This is a genomic window from Streptomyces sp. NPDC056296, from assembly GCF_042268605.1.
In the GTDB taxonomy this organism is placed as follows: domain Bacteria; phylum Actinomycetota; class Actinomycetes; order Streptomycetales; family Streptomycetaceae; genus Streptomyces.
Genome location: NZ_JBHJRX010000027.1, coordinates 41,176 through 58,748 on the forward strand (window position 1 = coordinate 41,176; position 17,573 = coordinate 58,748).

The window sequence follows — 17,573 nt, forward strand, 5'->3', positions numbered from 1 at the left end:
GGACGGACAGCGTTTCGCGCCGAGGTCGCGCAGCTTTGAGCGCAGTGATCCTCGCTGGAGAGAACGAAGTACGCCGCTGGGTGCGTTCTCAGAACGGCTCGGCGTTCTGGGCGCAGACGGTTCCGACGGGCGGCAGGGTGGAGTCGACGAGATACTTCCCGATATGGGCGTCGGCGCAGTCGCTCTTGTTGAACAGTGTCGTGTGTCCGCCACCACTGACCGTCAACAGGCGCGCGTTGGCCAACTGCCCCGCCATCGACCGCGAAGCCTCGTACGGCGTGGCGGGATCGTTCTCCACCCCTACGAGCAGAAGGGGCGCGGTCGACCTGTCGAACGGACCCGTATAGCGGTCGGGGTCGGTGGCCGGCCACTGAGCGCATGGCTCGTTCGTCCAGGCCCAGCGGGCCCCCACGTGCGGTGCCCGAGCGTTGGCGGTCTGTGCCTGGCTCGGATAGGCCTGCGGGAACCGGGGGTTCGGGCTGTCCGAGCACATGACGCCGTAGAACTGCTCCAGGCCCGCGTACTTGGTGACAGGTGCCGGGCCGGCCGACACGCTCTCCGTGTGGGGCAGGGGCGACGGCAGGGGCGCGGTTGATGTGATCGCGGCCTTCCCCGGTACGGAGCGCTCGGACTCCTGCGAGGTTGCCGACCACAGTTGTTGCAACAGGGCGGCGAGGTCATTCCAGCCGGTCGCCAACCCGGTCACCCCCTGTTGGCTGTAGAGACCGCTCACGGTCTGCGTGACGGTGGCGGCGTAGGTGAACCGGGTGCCGCTCACGGTGACGGGGGCGGCCCGCAGCCTGGACAGCAGAGTCGCGAACTTGCTGCTGGTGGCCTTCGCGCTACCGGCGGAGAAGGCGCACCGGCTGGTGTCCACCTGTCCGCATTCGCTGAGGAAGAGGTCGAGCGTGGCGGAGGAGCCCAGGTCCGATCCCTCCCGGAGGAAGCTTCCGAGATAACTTCCCGCGACGGTGTCGTTCCAGGCCCTCGCGTCGATGTTGCCGTCCAGCGTCATCGCCCGGACGCTGGAGGGGAACAGGTTGGCGTAGGTTGCACCGAGGTAACTGCCGTACGACGGACCGTAGTAGGTGAGCTTGGGGTCGCCGACCGCTTGGCGCAGCAGGTTCATGTCCCGCGCCACGTTCGCGCTGGACATGTGGGAGAGTGTCGGCCCGCCGTTCCTGGCGCACGCCTGGTTGAAGTCCGTGTAGACGTTGATCCAGGTCTGCTCCTCCCGGAAGCCGACCGGGAAGCCGGCCGGGGCCTGGGCGAGGAGATTCGCCTCGTCCTGCTGGGTGTCGAAGCACTGCAGGGATGTGCTCTGCCCGGTGCCGCGTGGGTCGAAGCTGACGATGTCGAACCTGGCGCGAGCCTGGGTGGGTAGCTGGGGGTAGAACGCCGGCAGGGTGGCCACTCCCGGAGTGCCTGGGCCGCCCGGGTTGAAGAACAACGAGCCGATCCGGTGCGCGGGGTCGGTCGCCGGGCGTTTGATGACGGCGATCTCTATCTGCCGGCCTTCTTGTTGATCGTGGTCCAGCGGCACGTTCGCGGTGGCGCACTGGTAGCCGGGGGCGTTCTGGCAGGCCTGCCAGTCCAACTGGGGCACGGCCGCAGGCGTCGTCGCGGATGCGGGTTGTGCGTCGGCCGTCATTCCGGTGGTCCCGCCGGCCACCGCGGTGAGTGCGATCACGGCGGCCAAGTGCCTGAGCCGGGTCGGGCGTCGCGTCATGGCTGTCCCTTCCTCACGCCTGGGGGTGTGTTCGGCGAAGCAATGTCACTCCCCTGTTTGTGGTGGGTGCTTCGTGAATTGCTGGATGGTGCCGAGACCGCTGAGGCGGGGGGCGGGGGCGGATCTGCGTCACGCCCGTTCGAACTCCACGAACGTGAGCTCAGCCCTGGGCAGCCCGCGGGTCCGACGGACACCTGGGCAGTTTGCCGGGGCTGATCTCCGGGGCCCCTCCCCCCGATTGAGGACGCGGAGGACCGCTACGCCAGGTGGCGGTCCATCCAGTCGAGCAGGGACTCGTTCTGGGCGCGCCGGTGGGTGACCGGCCCCAGGATCGAGCCCGCGTGCGGTGTGCCGGGGAAGCGCAGCATCTCGGTGACGGTTCCGCATGCTCTGAGGACGGTGTGGAACTTCTCGGCTTGCTCGGGCCGGCACCGCAGGTCCTGCTCGTGCACGAGCAGGAGGGTCGGGGTCGTGCACTGGTGCGCGTAGGTGAGAGGGGAACAGCGGTGATAGGCGTCGTCGTGCTCCCACGGAGGGCCGCCCATCAACTTCTCGCCCAGCCAGGGGCCGATGTCCGCGGTTCCGTGGACGCTGAGGAGATCGAGCAGAGGCGCTTCCAGAAAGGCCGCGTGGAACCGGTCGGTGTGACCGATGGCCCAGGCGGCGAGCGTGCCGCCGCCCGAGACGCCGAAGACGCCCAGACGATCGGCGTCGGCGAGACCGGCGTCGATCACGTGGTCGACGCCTGCCATGACGTCCTGGTGGTCGAGGTTGCCCCAGTCGGCGTGAACCGCGGTGGCGAAGGCGTCGCCGTAACCGGTGGAGCCCCGGGGGTTGGGAAGGAGGACGCCGTAACCGGCGCCGGCGAGCATCAGGGAGTCGAAGACGAAGGTGTGGCCCCACCCGGCGTAAGGGCCGCCGTGGAGGCTCACCACCGTCGGGTACGGAGCGTGCTCCGCGTCGGGTTCGAGGTACCAGCCCTCCACGAGCGTGCCGTCCTGGCCGGAGTAGCTCAGGTGCCGGACGGTCGGCCAGGCGAGCTGGTCGCGCAGGTCGGAGTTGAGCCGGGTCAGACGTTCTTCCTCGCCGGTGGATGTGTCCAGGAGGTGCAGGTCTCCGGGGTCGCACATACCGAAGGCGGCGAAGAGCAGCCGGTCGCCGCGCAGCCTCACGGGAACGCAGGCCCGCTCGCCGCCCGCCACCTGTTCATGGGCTTCGGGTCCGGACAGGGCGACGCGGTACACACCGACCTCGCCACCGCGCTGAGCGCGTACGTACGCGGAGTCGGAATCGTCGGAGGCGAGCACCGTGCCCGCGCTGAACGCGAACGCGAGCATGTCGGGCTGCAGTTGGCCGCCGATGTCGGCGGGGAGTGCGGTGGTGCGTCGTTCCCGCGTTCCGGACCGTGGGTCGTGGACCCAGAGGTCGGACCGGGTGCCGGAAAGCTTTCCGTCCTCGTTGGTCAGTACGTACAGGATGCGGCCGTCGGGGCAGACGGCGTGCGCGGCGATGACGCCGCCATCGGCGACATCGGTGACGGTACCGTCCAGATCGACACGGCGGAGCCGGTTCTGCATGCCCACGGCGTCGGGGCCGAAGGCGGAGGTGAAGACCAGCGCGGTTCCGTCGGGGGTCCACAGCGGGGCCGTGTTCAGTGACCGATCGGCGGTGAGGCGGGTGGGGTCACCTCCACCGGCGTCGATCACGTAGAGGTCGTGCGCCGCGTCCTCGACGGGGCCGAGCCCGTCGACCCGCCACACCGCGCGGTTCACCCGGTAGGGCAGGGAGGGATCGCGCGGTTCGTCCTGCGGGCCTGCGACGAAGGCGATCCTCGAGCCGTCCGGCGACCACGCCGGACCGCTCGCGACGCCCCGGGGCATCGAGGTGATCTGACGCACCTCTCCCCCGTCGACGGGCATGGCGAAGATCTGGGGCAGGCCGGCCCGACTGGACAGGAAGGCGATCTCGCTGCCGTCCGGGGAGAACGCCGGCGCGGTGTTGACCGCGTCGTCGTCGGTCAGCGGCCGCTGCTTTCCGGTGTCCGCCTCGTGCAGGACCAGGTCGGTGAAGTCGACACCCGCCTGTGAGTCGGTGCGGGTGAGGGCGTAGGCGACCAGACTTCCGTCCGGGGAGAGATCCGCGGCGGTGACGAAGCGGAGGCGAAACAGGTCGTCCGGTTCGATGGGCCGGCGTCGGGCGGTGGCGCCCGCCCCCGGGTCGGGCTGAGCACTGTGGTTCGCTGTCACGACGGTCTCCTGTGGTTCGGTGCGGGAGGGGGCGAAGCGGTGTCGGGGGTCCGGGGCGGGATGGGCGTCGCCGCCGTGCGGGAGTGCCGGTCACACCGGGACGGCGAGGCTCAGGACCGGGCGAGAGCGCCGTGGGCCGCGACGGGCGAAGTGGCTGACAGCGCCGGGCATTCGCCCGAACGTCCGGTGCCGGCAGTCCCCGGCGACACGGCCGGGGCATTCGACGCCCCGGTTTCGGCGGTGACGCACGGATGGGGCCTCATGTCATTCCACCTTCCGTGTCGCGCGAGCGCCGACGTGTACGTACCGCTCTCCGCTGGGAAGTGCGTAGAAGACGACCGGGGTCCATGTGTCAACGCCCGGGTCACGGAAGCAGAACAGGTTCCCTCCGGCGTCCGCGGGGACCAGCGGGCGCTCCTTCGTGGCCTCCGGCGCGAGGGCGGCGAGTGGCCCGGTCGCCGTCATGGTCACCGTGGGCCGGCCGCCGGGGTCGGACACCTCGATCCGCATGCCGGCCCGCTCGTAGACGCCGGTGTGCGGGGTGATGTCGACCGTGGGCGGGGCGGACGGCGGGCTCAGGGGCGGTGGGACGTCCAGGGAGGCGAGTTCCGCGAAGATCTCGGCGCACAGGTCGTGGTGGAGGTCGCGCGTGTGGCCGCCGTTGGTCAGCAGGACGACGGCCAGGCCGGCCTCCGGCAGCATCCGGAGGAACGCGGACTGCCCGATGGTGTTGCCGTCGTGGCCGACGACACGGTGTCCGTGCCAGCCGAAACGGATCCATCCGAGGCCCCAGGAGTCGCCCAGGGTGTACGGCTCGGGCAGGTCGGCCTGGTTGTCGCGCATCGCGGTCGCCGACGCCTCGCTCAGAACCCGGGTGCCGTCGGGAGCGAGTCCCCCGGTCAGATGGAGGCGGGCGAAGCCGAGCACGTCGGCCGCGGAGGCGGTGACGAGTCCGGCGGGGCCCATCGACCGCGGGATCTGCCACACGGGCACGGGCGCGGGTTCCTCGCCGGGCGGTGCGCTGTGGCCGACGGCGGTCCGGTGCAGCAGTGCCTGCTCGGGCAGGGTCACGGTGTGGGTGAGACCCAGTGGCAGGGCGATGCGCTCGCGCAGCGCCTCGTCCCACGTCCGCCCGGTCAGTTGCTCGACGACCCGGCCGGCGAGGACGAATCCGGCGTTCGAGTAGGACCAGGTGGCGCCGAGGGGGTGGTTCTGTCCGACGTCGTCGAGGAGGGCGACGTAGTCGCGGAGGCAGTCGTCGCCGCGCCCGGTGCTGGTGAACACGTCACCGTCGATGCCGCTGGTGTGGGCCAGCAGGTGCCGCATCGTCACCGTTTCGGTGACGCGCTCGTCACCGAGCCGCAGCTCGGGCAGCACCTCACGGACAGGGACGTCGAGGTCGAGGACGCCCTCGTCCACCAGCTGCATCGCGAGCGTGGCGGTCCACACCTTGGTGATGGAGCCGATCTGGAACAGGGTGTCCGCCGTGACCGGAACACCCGTGTTCCGGTTGGTCGTGCCGTAGGCGGCCTCGACCAACTCGTCGTCGCCGCCCTCGTGCAGTCGCAGGATTCCGAGGGACGCACCCGGGACCCCGTGCCGGGCGGCCAGCTGTTCGAGACGGCGCTGCCAGTGGGCCGCGTCGACCGGCGCGGGCGTGCCCTCCCCCGGGTGGCCGGCGTAACGGTGGACCCAGTCGGCGATCCGCCGGTTGTAGTCGAGCCGGTGCGACGGCCTGCCCTGGAGGGTGAACAGGTGTGAGGCTCCGGGGTAGAGCACCAGTCGGCTGGTCACACCGCGGCTGCGCAGGGCGGAGTGCCACTGCTTCGCCTGGTCGACCGGGCAGCGCAGGTCGTCCTGCCCGTGCAGGATCAGGGTGGGCGTACGCACCTGGTCGACGCGGGCGTAGGGGGACATGGCCGTGTAGCGGTCCCGCTCGTCCCAGGCGTGTCCGCCCAGCTCGTGGACGGCCACCGCGTGTCCGACGTCGGAGGCTCCCGCCATGCTCGCCGGATCGGCCACCATCCCGCCGGCGACCGCCGCCGCGAATCGCGTGTCGCGGCTGGTCAGGTAGCCGGTCATGTAGCCGCCGTAGCTGTAGCCGCAGATCGCGAGCCGCCGCGGGTCGGCGACGCCCTCGGCCACCAGCTGGTCGAGCGGCTCCAGGAAGTCGGCCCGGTCCCTCTCCCCCCACCCGCCGGTGAGCGCGGTGAAGAACGCTTCCCCGTACCCGTCGCTGCCACGCGGGTTGAGCAGGAGCACCCGCCATCCCTGGGCGGCCAGTTCCTGCTGGTACAGGTGGGCTTCGTCGGCGGCGCCGCTCCACGCGTTGTGGGGGCCGCCGTGGATGTCGAGCAGCAGCGGGCCGGGACCGGTCGTGTCCGGGTCGGAGATCAGCCAGCCGTGTACCTCGGTGCCGTCGGAGACGGTGAAGGTGCGGGACACCGGTGCGAACGGTGTCACACCGGCCGGCGCGTCACCGTGCCGGGTGCACACCGTCTCGGCGCCCGTCCCCATGTCCAGCGTGACCACCTCCCCGTAGGAGGTGGGGGTGCCCACGATCGCCGCGAGCACCGGGGAGTCACTCGCGACCGACATCCCCGAGACGGTGCGGCCCTCGCCGCCCAGCACACGGCGCGGTGCGCCCCCTTCGGGGGAGGTGGCGTAGACATGTGTGGAGCCCTGGTCGCGGACGCAGAAGAGCACCGTCCGTCCGTCGGCGGCCGGCTGCGGTGGTGCTCCGGGGTATCCGGGCGCGCCGGCCATGACGTTGCGGTCCAGTTCCGCGGCCGGCTCGGCGGTCCGCCCGTCCAGTGACAGCCGCAGCAGCCGTGCGTGTCCGACCGGGCTGTCCGGACGTTCCACGACCAGCAGTGCCTGCCCGTCCGGGGTCCAGCGGGTGGTGGACACGAACCGGCCGGACTCCCCCACCTGACGTGGCCGCGGATCGGTTTCCGCCGGGTCCAGCACGTACGCCGTCGAGTGGAAAGTGAGATCCGCGTCCGCTCCGGCGCCCGCCGGGAAGGCCAGCCGGGAACCGTCCGGGGACCAGGCCGGGGCCCCGGCGTGCCAGGAGCCGTGGGTCAGCCTGCGGGTCGAGGCCGTGCCGAGGTCGTGGACGTGGAGGTGGCCGCGGATCGTGCCCAGCAGCCCCGGGCCGTCGGCCTGGTAGTCGAGGCGGTCCGTGACCAGGGGGGCGGCCGCACGCCGCGCCCGGGCCTGTTCGGCCGTCTCGTCGGGGTGCGCGGCGTCGTCGACCGGCGCGGTGAACGCGATCCGGGAACCGTCCGGACTCCACACCGGGGCGCCCGCACCCAGAGGCAACTCGGTCAGTTGTTCGGGTTCGCCTCCGTCGGCTCTCAGGACCCACAGCTGCGGCGGGCCGTCCTGGCTCCGGAGGAACGCGACACGACGGCCGTCGGGCGACCATTGCGGGCAGCGGTCGTCGGGCCCGCGGGTGAGGCGGCGTGCCCCCGACCCGTCGGCACCGACGCGCCACAGGGCGCGCACGGTGCGGTCCGCGTCGCGGTCGTGGCTGCGCAGCACGTACACCACGTCGGCGCCGTCGGGCGAGACGGACGGGGTCTCCGGCACCTCCAGCGCGGCGAGGTCGGTGATGCGAGGGCGTCGAGGCATGTGTGCTCGCTCTCCGTTCTGGTGAGCGGTGTGCCACCGCCCGGTACTGAGAGGCGGCCGGAGTCGGCCGCCGGCGCCGGTTCGCGTGATCCCTCCGACGGCGCGCGCTTCCGACGGAGACTAAAGCTCGCACCTCACGGTGTACACGTACGTACCGCCCGGTGTCAGTCCCGGACGATGTGCGAAACGTCCACCGCGGCGACCGGGCGCCTACGGGTTCGCGTCGAACGCGGTGACGGCGTGCCGCAGCCGCAGGAGCAGCTGGAGTTCGAGTGCCTGCTCCGGCTCACGCCACCGGTCCCCGATCAGCCGGTCGAGGACGGTGAGCCGCTGGTACAGGGTGTTGACGTGGATGCCGAGGGCCCGCGCGGCCGGACGGGGGCGTCTGCCCTCCGCGAGGAAGCACTCGAGGGTTTCCAGGAGAGGGACTCCTCTGGTGTCCTCCTCGGCCCGGACCCGGGCCAGCGCCCGCTCGAACGCCGCCTCGATCTGCCGTCGGCCGGCATGGTTCAGCAGGACCCGGAACAGTCCGAGCTGGTCCGCCGTGCGCACCGCTCCGGTCAGGCCCAGCGCGGTGAGCGCCTCCATGGTCTCGACCGCCTCCCGGTAGCACTCGGCGATCTCGGGGCCGGGAGACGTGGGGCCCGCCAGCCCTGCTGTGGGCAGTTGACGGGACTGCCAGAGGTGGTGGACCACATCGCCCTGCCCGGCCGGTACAAGAACGACCAGTTGTCCCCTGCAGCCGGCCATGGCTGTCCCGGACGGCCAGCTCAACCGCTGCAGGCGCTGACGTGTCGCGGACAGGCCGTCCTCGGGATCGACCACCACGATGAAGTAGCGGGCCGTCAGGTCGAGACCGGCACGCCGGGCCAGCTGCCGTCTGCCGGCCGTGTCGGTGGAGGAGGTGGTCAGAAGTTCGGCCAGCAGCGAGTCCCGTGCGTAGCGTCCGGCTTCGGCGACGGCGTCCTCGGCGACGAGGGCCAGAGCCATGACAGGTGCGGCCTGGTCGACCACGAGGACATCCTCCGGGCTCGGCTCGACGGGGCTGGTCATGGCCAGAACGCCGAAGTCCCGATGGCCGGCCATCACCCTGCGCATGACCAGGTGCCGATCGTCCAGGGTGGTGTGGATCGGTTCGTCGGCAGGACCGTCCGCGGCGGCCGTGGCGATGGCGTGATCGAGCACGTCCCGGGCGCCGCCCCCGTCGTGGCGGACGAGGCGCACGGGCGCCGCGGCGACGGAGGCGATCTCGGTGAGCAGGTCGTCGACGCCACCACCCCGCAGGACGAGCTGCGTCAGCCGCTGGTTCCAGGCGACCGTGCGTTCCAGTTCCGCGGTGCGGCCGGCCAGTTCGTCCCTGGCGGCGGCGAGCCGTTCGAGACCCCGGGCGTTGTCGATGGCGACAGCGGCGTGCGCGGCCAGGCCGGACAGCAGGGCGACCTCGTCCGTGGTGAAGTGCCGTTCGGATCGCTTGCACGCGAACAGCGCGCCGATGACCCGGCCGCGAACCTCCAACGGCACACCCAGCAGGCCTCGCATGTTCTCCGAGACCGCGGCGGCGTCGGCCGTCTCGTCGTGCCGGAAGACCGCCGAGGTCCGGTAGTCGCTGACCCAGCGGGGTGACGCGTTGCGTATCACGTCTCCGGCGAGAGAGGCGGACTGAGGCACCCGCAGTCCGATCAGTTCGGTGGTCAGCGCACCACTGGCCACGGCGACCCGCATCGCGGGCTCCGGCTCCTGCTCGGAAAGACCGAGGTAGGCCAGATCCACCCTGAGCAACCGCCTGGCCTGCTCGACGATCGCGGCAAGCACCTCCCCCGGGTCGTGCAACGTCGACAGCCGGCCGGCGATGTCGTTGAGCGCCCTCAGCTCCCCCGCACGCTGTCCTCGCTGCTGCAGCAGGGACTTCAGTTGCAGGGCGGTCGCTGTGGCCTCCGGGCCGGAGCGGCCGCGCGCGCTCAGCTCCGCTCCCAGGGCGGTGAATTCCTCGGCGGGCGCGTCCCGCACCAGCAGCTCGAGCCAGCCGACGTCTTCTTTCATGCCGTTCCTCCTCGCGGTACGACATGCGGCAGATGCCGGACGCCGGATGCCGGATCCTAGAGGATGCGCACATCATTGCGGGGTGTCGATGTACGGTCCATACGTTGCTCCATCGTCTCGGATACTTCTAGCGTCTGCGACAGCATTGGCGTTGCGATCGCACAACCGGACGGGAAGCTTCCGTCCGGTGCGTCGGGGCCTGGGGAAACGGAGAGAGCCATGTGGCTGGTGGGCGCTACGGTCGTCGACGGCACCGGACGTGACCCGGTCACGGATCAGGCGGTGCTCGTCGAGAACGGCCGCATCACGCAGGTGGGCGGGACACCTCCTCCCGGCGCCGACGTGGTGGACTGCTCGGGCGGCATGACCCTCGTCCCCGGACTGATCGACGCACATGTGCACCTCGGGCTCTCCAGCGACATCGACGCCAGCTTCGGCAAGCGCCTGTCCGTGGCGGAGTTGGCGGCCGACATGTTCGCCAACTGCAGGCAGACCCTGGAGGCCGGCTTCACCACCGTCCGCGATGTCGGTGGTATCGACGCGGGGCTCGTGAACGTGGTCGCCCGCGGCAAGATCCCCGGGCCGCGCATCCTGTCCTGCGGACCCGTGCTGTGCCAGACCGGCGGACACGGCTACCTGGCTCCGGAGTGGGAACCGACGCACGACTGGTCCCGGCACGACATCCCGGGACTGCGTTCGCTGTCGCTCCTGAGCGACGGCCCCGACGAGATGCGCAGGAACGCCCGGGAGGCCTTCCGCCGGGGAGCACGGTTCCTGAAACTGTGTGTGACCGGCGGTGTGGTGTCACACCACGACAGTCTCACCGACACCCAGTTCTCGGCCGAGGAGATCGCGGTCGCGGTGCAGGAGGCGAACGCGCGAGGGACGTATGTGACGGTTCACGCGCACAACAACCAGGGAGTCCGGCAAGCCGTCCTGGCCGGGGTGCGCGGTGTCGAACACGGTTCGCAGATCGACGACGACACCGCCGCTCTCATGGCCGAGCACGATGTCGCGCTGGTGCCGACGCTCGCGGTGGTGCGCGCGCTGCTCGACGACGCCACGAAGTCCGGTCTCACCGCCGACGTCGCCGCACGCGTCGGCGTCGCCGAGCTGGGACAGATCGAGGCCATCCACGCCGCCCGTCGGGCCGGCGTCCGGATCGGCCTCGGCTCGGACCTGATCGGCCCGGACCAGAGCGGACGCGGAACCGAGTTGTCCATCCGGGCCCGGATCGAGTCCCCCATGGCGGCGCTCGTCTCGGCCACGAGTGTCAACGCCGACATCCTCGGTATCGGCGCCGACACCGGCACCATCGAGGCCGGCAAGCGGGCCGACCTCGTCGGTTTTCTCGGGAATCCGCTGGAGGACCCCGAGATCTTCGCCGACCGAGACAAGGTCGGCCTGGTCATCCAGGACGGCCGGATCGTCAAGAATCTCCGCAGCCTCTGAACAGCGGACTCCACAGCCGGTAAGGACGCGTCCGCCCGACCGGTGCCGAGCGGGCACGAGGGGCACGGCGGGCAGCCGTGCCCGTGGCGAGTGTGCCGCGATGGATTCCGCTCCCCCCTTTCACCGCCCTCCCGCGGTACCCACGAGAGACGAAGGAAGCCGTCGAGCGATGGAGACCGCGCCACGGGCCGAGGCCCTGATCGACCTCGCAGCACTGCGTGACAACCTGTCCGCGCTACGCGAGCGCGCCGGTTCCGCCGAACTCATGTCCGTGCTCAAGGCGGACGCCTACGGACACGGCGCGGTGCCGTGTGCCCGCGCTGCCGTCGCGGCGGGCGTGCGCCGGCTGGGCACCGCCACGCCCGAAGAAGCGCTGGCGCTGCGCGCCGCCGGAATCGGCCGGGCACAGGCCGACGTGCTGTGCTGGCTCTGGACTCCCGGCAGCCCCTGGCGCGAAGCCGTGACCGCCGACGTCGAGATCTGCGTCAGCGGCATGTGGGCTCTGCCCCACGTGCTCGACGCCGTGCGTGCGACCGGCCGCCCGGCGCGTGTGCATCTGAAGGTGGACACCGGGCTCGGCCGCAATGGCGCCTCGGCCCGCGAGTGGCATGGTCTGGTGGCCGCGGCGCGGGCCGCGGAGGCGGAGGGCATGATCTCCGTCACCGGAGTCCTGTCCCACCTCGCCCGTGCGGACGAGCCCGGCCACGCCTCGATCGTGGCCCAGCTCGACGCGTTCCGCGAGGCTGTCGCCGTTGCCTCGAAGGCCGGACTGCGACCACGCTCGCGCCACATCGCCAACTCCGCAGCGACGCTGACCCTGCCCGAGTCGCGTTTCGACATGGTCCGGGTCGGGCTCGCCCAGTACGGCCTGTCCCCGGTGCCGGAGCTGTACTCGCCCGCGGAGCTCGGCCTCCGGCCGGTGATGACACTGCGCGCCCGCGTCGCGCACGTCAAACGCGTGTCGGAGGGCCACGGGATCTCCTACGGCCACACCTACCGCACCACCGGCGAGACCGGACTCGCCCTCGTCCCCCTCGGTTACGCCGACGGCATCCCCCGTCACGCCTCCTCCACCGGACCCGTCCAGGTGGCCGGAAGACGGCGGACCGTCGCAGGTCGTGTCGCCATGGACCAGTTCGTCGTCGACCTGGGCTCCGACGCGGCCGAGGTCGAGGTCGGGGACCCGGTGGAGGTTTTCGGTGCCGGAGAGCACGGCGGACCGACTGCCGAGGAATGGGCCCGGGCCGCGGGAACGATCTCCTACGAGATCGTGACCCGCATCGGCGCCCGCGTCCCACGCCGGTACCTGGACGGAGTGGGCTGATGTACCCGCACACGCCGCTTCGGTCCGGGCCTCGCCGACCGCCGGTGGAGGGCGCGCCCGTCAGCAGTCGGACGACGACGGGCCGGAAGCCGGCACCGCGCATGTGTCACCGGTCCCTCCGGGTCCGGGAGCAGAGCGCTCCGGACCTTTCCGAAGCACGAGTAACGGATGGTCCCAGCCCGAGCCGACGGCCCGCCCGGGACGCCGCCTCACACGGCGGAGGCTCGCGGCCCCGGCGCGCAGCGCGGATTGCCCCGGTCACCCCCGCGCACCACGGAAGACCGCGGCCCCCGCACGCCGACCCGTTCACGTCGTCCACCGCCACCCCCGCCAGGAGCAGACCGTCATGACCGACATCGCCAGTCTGATCGCAGCCCTCAACGCCGAACTGCCCGCCGAACGCGTCCGGACCGACCCCGCACTGCTGGCCGGATACGCGCACGACGAGGCCGAGTGGGCACCGCATGGCAAGCCCGCGCTGCTCGTACGCCCGCGCACCGCCGAGGAGACCGCCACGGTCGTACGGCTCTGTGGCCGGCACCGGATCCCCCTCGTGCCCCGGGGCGCGGGCACCGGGCTGTCCGGAGGCGCCAACGCGGTCGACGGTTGCGTAATACTCTCCTTCGAGGCGATGACCGACATCGTTTCCATCGATCCCGTGGAGCGTCTCGCCGTCGTCCAGCCGGGCGTGGTCAACGACGTCCTGCGGGCGGCCTGCGCGGAGCACGGCCTGTGGTATCCGCCGGATCCGGCCAGCTCGCCGTGGTCGACCATCGGCGGGAACGTGGCCACCAACGCGGGCGGCGTGTGCTGCGTCAAGTACGGCGTCACCCGGGACTACGTTCTCGGGCTCCAGGCAGTACTCGCGGACGGCCGCGTCGTACGCCTGGGACGGAGTACCGCCAAAGGCGTGGCCGGCTACGACCTGTGCGGGCTGCTCGTCGGCTCGGAGGGCACTCTCGCCGTCATCACGGAGATCACGGTCCGGCTGCTGCCCACCCGTCCGGCGGAACTGACCGTGGTGGGCGCTTTCGACTCGGTGGTCACAGCCGGACACGCCGTCCACGAGGTCACCAGGGCCGGACTCGTGCCGTCGGCACTGGAGCTGGTCGACCGGCACTGTCTGCGTGCAGTCGACGACTGGAAGAACATGGGCCTGTCGGCCGACGCGCAAGTGCTGCTGCTGGGCCGGATCGACGATCCCGGTGCAGCGGGCGAAGCCGCCGCCGACACGATGGTGGAGTGCTTCCGGCGTGGCGGAGCCGACTGGGCCGCCCGCTCCACCGATCCCGAGGAGGCCGACGCCCTGTTCGCGGCCAGGCGGCTGGCCTACCCCGCGCTGGAGCGCCTCGGCCCGGTACTGACCGAGGACGTGTGTGTGCCCCGCGCCCGCGTGCCCGAGATGCTCGCCCGCATCGAGTCCGCCGCGGCCGCCCACGACACTCTCATCGCGAACATCGCGCACGCCGGGGACGGCAACCTGCACCCCCTGATCGTCACCAGGCCCGGCGACGACGACGCCCGCCGCCGCGCCCAGGAGGCCTTCGACGACATCATCGACGCGGCACTGGAGCTCGGGGGCACCGTCACCGGCGAGCACGGTGTCGGTCTGCTCAAACGCCGCGGTCTCGCCCAGGAGGTCGGGGGCACGGTCCTCGACATGCACTCCGCCGTGAAGAACGCGCTCGACCCGGACGCGATTCTCAACCCCGGCAAGGTCTTCTCCCAGGACTGACACCGCGGGGACCGGGACGGGCGAGCACCGGTCCGTTGCAGGCACCAAAGCACACGCCCGGCATGAAGGGCGCCGTTCGGCGCAGTGGCCTCGGACGGCGCAAAGGGCGCCCACAGTACGAACCGGAGACCATCACATGGGTGCGGGACGCATTCTGCTCACAGATCTCATCGACGACGGCTGCCTGTTCTCCGCCACCGGACTCCCCCTGGCGGACAGAGGGATGGCGACGGCGCTGACCCGGCACCGTCGCGACCGTGCCGTACGGCACGGTCAGATGACGCATCGCCTCATGTGCCCTGCCTCACGCCTGGACGACCTCCGGCGGGCACTGCCGCCCGACGACCTGATCCGCGTGACCGTGGTGGCCGACGTGGACGTCACCGGGCTCGCGCCCGCGATGGCCCGGTGTCAGGCGGACCCGCGCATCGTCCTGACGGCCGTCGAGTATCCGCTCGCCCTTTCCGGCAGGGCCGACACGGCCTCGGGTCTCTCCCGTATCGCGCGCCTGGTCGAGGAGACGGAGGTCCGATTGTTCGCAGAACCCGCGCGGCTCGACGACGTCCCCCGCCTCGTCGACGCGGTACACGGCCTGCGGCCCGGCTGCAGGGTCGGGCTGCGGCTCCGTTGCGCGGGTCCGGGCCCGCACGCCTTCGCGCCGCCCGACGCCTATGCCCGTGCGCTGGTCCGTGCGGCTGCGGGTCGACTGCCGGTGAAGGCGGTGGGCTGTGCGGAACTGGCGACCAGGAACTTCCGGGCCGCACACCCCACTCACTTCGGTGTACTGAACCTGCTCGTCGCCGCCGCGCGCGCGGCCTGCGGCGGCGACGCCGAACGGGTGGCGGCAGACCTGGTCCGCTGCGATCCGAGCGAGCTCGTGGAGCTGGTCTGCCGTCTGGGCCCCGAGGCGGCACGGGCGACACGCCGGCTGCTGGTCGGCTGCGCGTCGAGCGACCCGATGACGACCGTCGCCGACTGCGACCGACTCGGACTGTGGACCCAGGTGTCCACGGGTGCCGGAGCGGAGGCGGAGACGATCTCAGAAACGAGGAGCAGGGCGGGCGCGGCGGCTTCGTGACGCCGCGCCCTGCTGCTTGACGTCCCGTCAAGGGCTCCGGCGCATGGTGCTTCAATTCTGCTGCGGTCGGCGGGGAGCTCGCCGCAGCCGGAACCATCGGCGGGCAGCCGAGCGGGCCTCCTCGGTGAGGACGGTGTAGGGCTCGGGGGTACCGCCCTGGTCCTGGACCAGTTGGTGAAAGTGGTCGCGCAGCAGCCAGACATCCGCCGGCTTGGCGGCGTCGCTGCAGTTCAGAGCGGTCTCGAACCGGTCGGGTGTGAGGCTCAGGGCGGCCCGCGCCTCTTCCGGGTCCGTGCCGGAGAGCCGGAGGTTGGCATGCAGTTCTGCGCTGGTGCGGGCTCGTTCATCGGCGTTCAGGGACATCTCGATCCTTCCCAGGTCATGCGGGGTGTCAGCAGGGGGCGGCACGCAGGCCGTCGATGAGGAGGGTGCAGACGTGGTCGAAGGCGGTGTCGATGCCGTCGGTCTGCCAGGAGGGGGCGTGGGCGGGGTGGTGGAAGGCCAACGTGGCGTCGAAGACGGCCTGGGCCACCGCTCCCGGGTCCTTGACGTCGAAGTCACCGGTCGCGGCACCGGCGCTGACGATGGCGCGTACCTGGCCGACGAGTACGGCCACGTGTTCGGCGACCACGCTGTTGTGCTCGGCTGCCAGGACCGCGTAGGTGGCGGTGAGCTCGGGGTCGTCGAGCGCCTTCGCGCGTTTGGCGGTGAACAGTGCGGTCAGCCAGGTCCGCAGCCGCTCGGGCGGAGGCAGTGTCGTGTCGTCGGCGATGGCCGCGAGGCGGTCGTAGGAGCGGTCGATCCAGCGGCGGGTGACCGCCTCACGGAGTGCGGCTTTGGAGGAGAAGTGCCGGTAGACAGCCGCATGACTCACCCCCAGGGCGCGGGCGACGTCGACCACGGTGGCCTTGGCCGGTCCGTGGCGGCGCAGCACGTCCTCGGTGGCCGCGAGTATGGTCTCGGCGTCCAGTACGGCGGTGCGGGGCATCAGCGTTCACTGTCCAGCTGCTGCATCTGCGGCGCGGCGTAGCGGTCGCCGGCGACCGCGGAGGCCGGCACCGCTTCTTCGATCGCGGCCAGATCCTCGCCGGTGAGGTCCAGCTCGGCCGCGGGCAGCGCCTCAGTCACGCGCTGCGGCCTCCTGGCGCCGATCAGGGCCACGATGTCGTTCCTCTCACGGCCCTGGGCGATCACCCAGGCGATGGCGAGCTGCGCCACGGTCACGCCGCGCGCGTCGGCGACCTTGCGCAGGTTGTCGACCAGCGCGAGGTTGGCCTCCACGTTCTCTCCGTTGAAGCGCGGCAGGTGGGAGCGCGGGTCGGTGCCGTCGGTGGAGGGCCGGTAGCTGCCCGAGAGCAGGCCGTGGGAGAGCACCCCGTAGGCGGTGATGCCGATGCCCAGCTCCCGGCAGGTGTCCAGGATGCCGTCCTCGATGCTGCGGCTGAAGAGCGAGTATTCGAGCTGGACGTCGGCGATGGGGTGGACGGCGTGGGCCCGGCGGATCGTCTCCGCGCCGACTTCCGACAGGCCGATGTGCCCCACGTATCCGGCCTCGACCAGCTCCGCGATGGCGCCGACCGTCTCCTCGATCGGCACGTCGGGGTCCAGCCGGGCGGGGCGGTAGATGTCGAGGTGGTCGGTCCCCAGGCGCTGCAGGGAGTAGGTCAGGAAGTTCTTCACCGCGGCGGGGCGGCCGTCGCTGCCGCCGAAGCTGCCGTCCGGGCCGCGTAGCTGCCCGAACTTCACGCTCAGCGTGATCTTCTCCCGGTCCCCGGCACGCAGGGCCTGCCGGATCAGCCACTCGTTGTGGCCCATGCCGTAGAAGTCCGCCGTGTCGAGCAGGGTCAGACCGGCGTCGATCGCGGCGCGGACCGTCGCGACGGCCTCCGCCTCGTCCGCCGGGCCGTAGGTACCCGACATCGCACTGCAGCCCAGACCCACCGCCGGTACGTGAGGGCCGTTGGTTCCCAGGTGTCGCATCTCCATACTGCGACCGTACCTCTGAAAGTTACAAGCTACAAATACTGTAAGTAGTAGTTATCCGATCGGAAGTGGCGTAGGAGTCGAAGCCCTGGCCGCCCTTGCGGCCGAGGTGTCCGGCCTGCACCATACGGGACAGTTGCGGAGGAGGGGCGTACGACGGCTCCCTGTATTCGGCGTACAGCAACTCGGCGATGGCCAGGGTGGTGTCGAGGCCGATGTGGGGGTTGGCGTGGGGGGGGAGGCGTGGCGGCCCCCCCCCACCCCCACCCAGAACCCACACCCCCCCCCCCCCCCCCCCCCCCACCCCCACCCCCCCCCCCCCCCCCCCCCCCCCCCCCCCCCCTCTCCCC

At 71.5% G+C, this 17,573-nt stretch carries 11 protein-coding genes and 1 pseudogene; 4 read left to right on the forward strand and 8 right to left on the reverse strand.

What is annotated here, in order from left to right:
• Nucleotides 1-88: 88 nt before the first annotated feature.
• The 4 genes from ACFCZF_RS20875 to ACFCZF_RS20890 form a co-directional block, all read right to left on the reverse strand.
• Entirely contained in the window at nucleotides 89-1,729 is a 1,641-nt protein-coding gene (locus ACFCZF_RS20875) for an alpha/beta hydrolase (RefSeq protein WP_376672911.1), read from the reverse strand.
• Nucleotides 1,730-1,986: 257 nt separating this feature from the next.
• Nucleotides 1,987-3,975 (reverse strand): prolyl oligopeptidase family serine peptidase, encoded by a 1,989-nt coding sequence (locus ACFCZF_RS20880; protein WP_376672912.1) that lies wholly within the window; start codon nucleotides 3,973-3,975, stop codon nucleotides 1,987-1,989.
• A 264-nt stretch (nucleotides 3,976-4,239) separates the two neighbouring features.
• On the reverse strand, nucleotides 4,240-7,611 hold the full coding sequence (locus ACFCZF_RS20885; protein ID WP_376672913.1) for a serine hydrolase: 3,372 nt from the start codon (nucleotides 7,609-7,611) through the stop codon (nucleotides 4,240-4,242).
• A 210-nt stretch (nucleotides 7,612-7,821) separates the two neighbouring features.
• Complete coding sequence (locus tag ACFCZF_RS20890) at nucleotides 7,822-9,651, reverse strand: helix-turn-helix domain-containing protein (RefSeq protein ID WP_376672914.1); 1,830 nt, start codon at nucleotides 9,649-9,651, stop codon at nucleotides 7,822-7,824.
• A 219-nt stretch (nucleotides 9,652-9,870) separates the two neighbouring features.
• Between ACFCZF_RS20890 and ACFCZF_RS20895 the strand changes: the two genes are divergently transcribed.
• The 4 genes from ACFCZF_RS20895 (at nucleotide 9,871) to ACFCZF_RS20910 (ending at nucleotide 15,240) form a co-directional block, all read left to right on the forward strand.
• Nucleotides 9,871-11,103 (forward strand): amidohydrolase family protein, encoded by a 1,233-nt coding sequence (locus ACFCZF_RS20895; RefSeq protein ID WP_376672915.1) that lies wholly within the window; start codon nucleotides 9,871-9,873, stop codon nucleotides 11,101-11,103.
• Between the two features lie 169 nt (nucleotides 11,104-11,272).
• Nucleotides 11,273-12,427: an alanine racemase gene (gene alr, locus ACFCZF_RS20900; protein ID WP_376672916.1), complete on the forward strand. Its 1,155-nt coding sequence runs from the start codon at nucleotides 11,273-11,275 to the stop codon at nucleotides 12,425-12,427.
• A gap of 346 nt (nucleotides 12,428-12,773) precedes the next feature.
• A complete protein-coding gene (locus ACFCZF_RS20905) occupies nucleotides 12,774-14,162 on the forward strand; it encodes an FAD-binding oxidoreductase (RefSeq protein WP_376672917.1) in 1,389 nt (462 codons plus the stop codon).
• 136 nt (nucleotides 14,163-14,298) lie between these two features.
• Entirely contained in the window at nucleotides 14,299-15,240 is a 942-nt protein-coding gene (locus ACFCZF_RS20910) for a hypothetical protein (protein WP_376672918.1), read from the forward strand.
• A gap of 51 nt (nucleotides 15,241-15,291) precedes the next feature.
• On the opposite strand, the gene ACFCZF_RS20915 is transcribed toward ACFCZF_RS20910, so the two are convergent.
• From ACFCZF_RS20915 to ACFCZF_RS20930, 4 genes and pseudogenes are all read right to left on the reverse strand, one after another.
• The gene (locus tag ACFCZF_RS20915; protein WP_376672919.1) at nucleotides 15,292-15,603 is read right to left on the reverse strand and encodes a DUF2316 family protein; all 312 of its coding nucleotides are present in this window, start codon (nucleotides 15,601-15,603) and stop codon (nucleotides 15,292-15,294) included.
• 28 nt (nucleotides 15,604-15,631) lie between these two features.
• A complete protein-coding gene (locus ACFCZF_RS20920; protein ID WP_376672962.1) occupies nucleotides 15,632-16,231 on the reverse strand; it encodes a TetR family transcriptional regulator in 600 nt (199 codons plus the stop codon).
• Nucleotides 16,228-17,226: an aldo/keto reductase gene (locus ACFCZF_RS20925; RefSeq protein WP_376672920.1), complete on the reverse strand. Its 999-nt coding sequence runs from the start codon at nucleotides 17,224-17,226 to the stop codon at nucleotides 16,228-16,230. The genes ACFCZF_RS20920 and ACFCZF_RS20925 overlap by 4 nt, the downstream gene beginning before the upstream one ends.
• Nucleotides 17,227-17,248: 22 nt before the next feature.
• A pseudogene (locus ACFCZF_RS20930) lies at nucleotides 17,249-17,440 on the reverse strand (3-hydroxyacyl-CoA dehydrogenase family protein); the annotation flags it as partial.
• Nucleotides 17,441-17,573 lie beyond the last annotated feature (133 nt).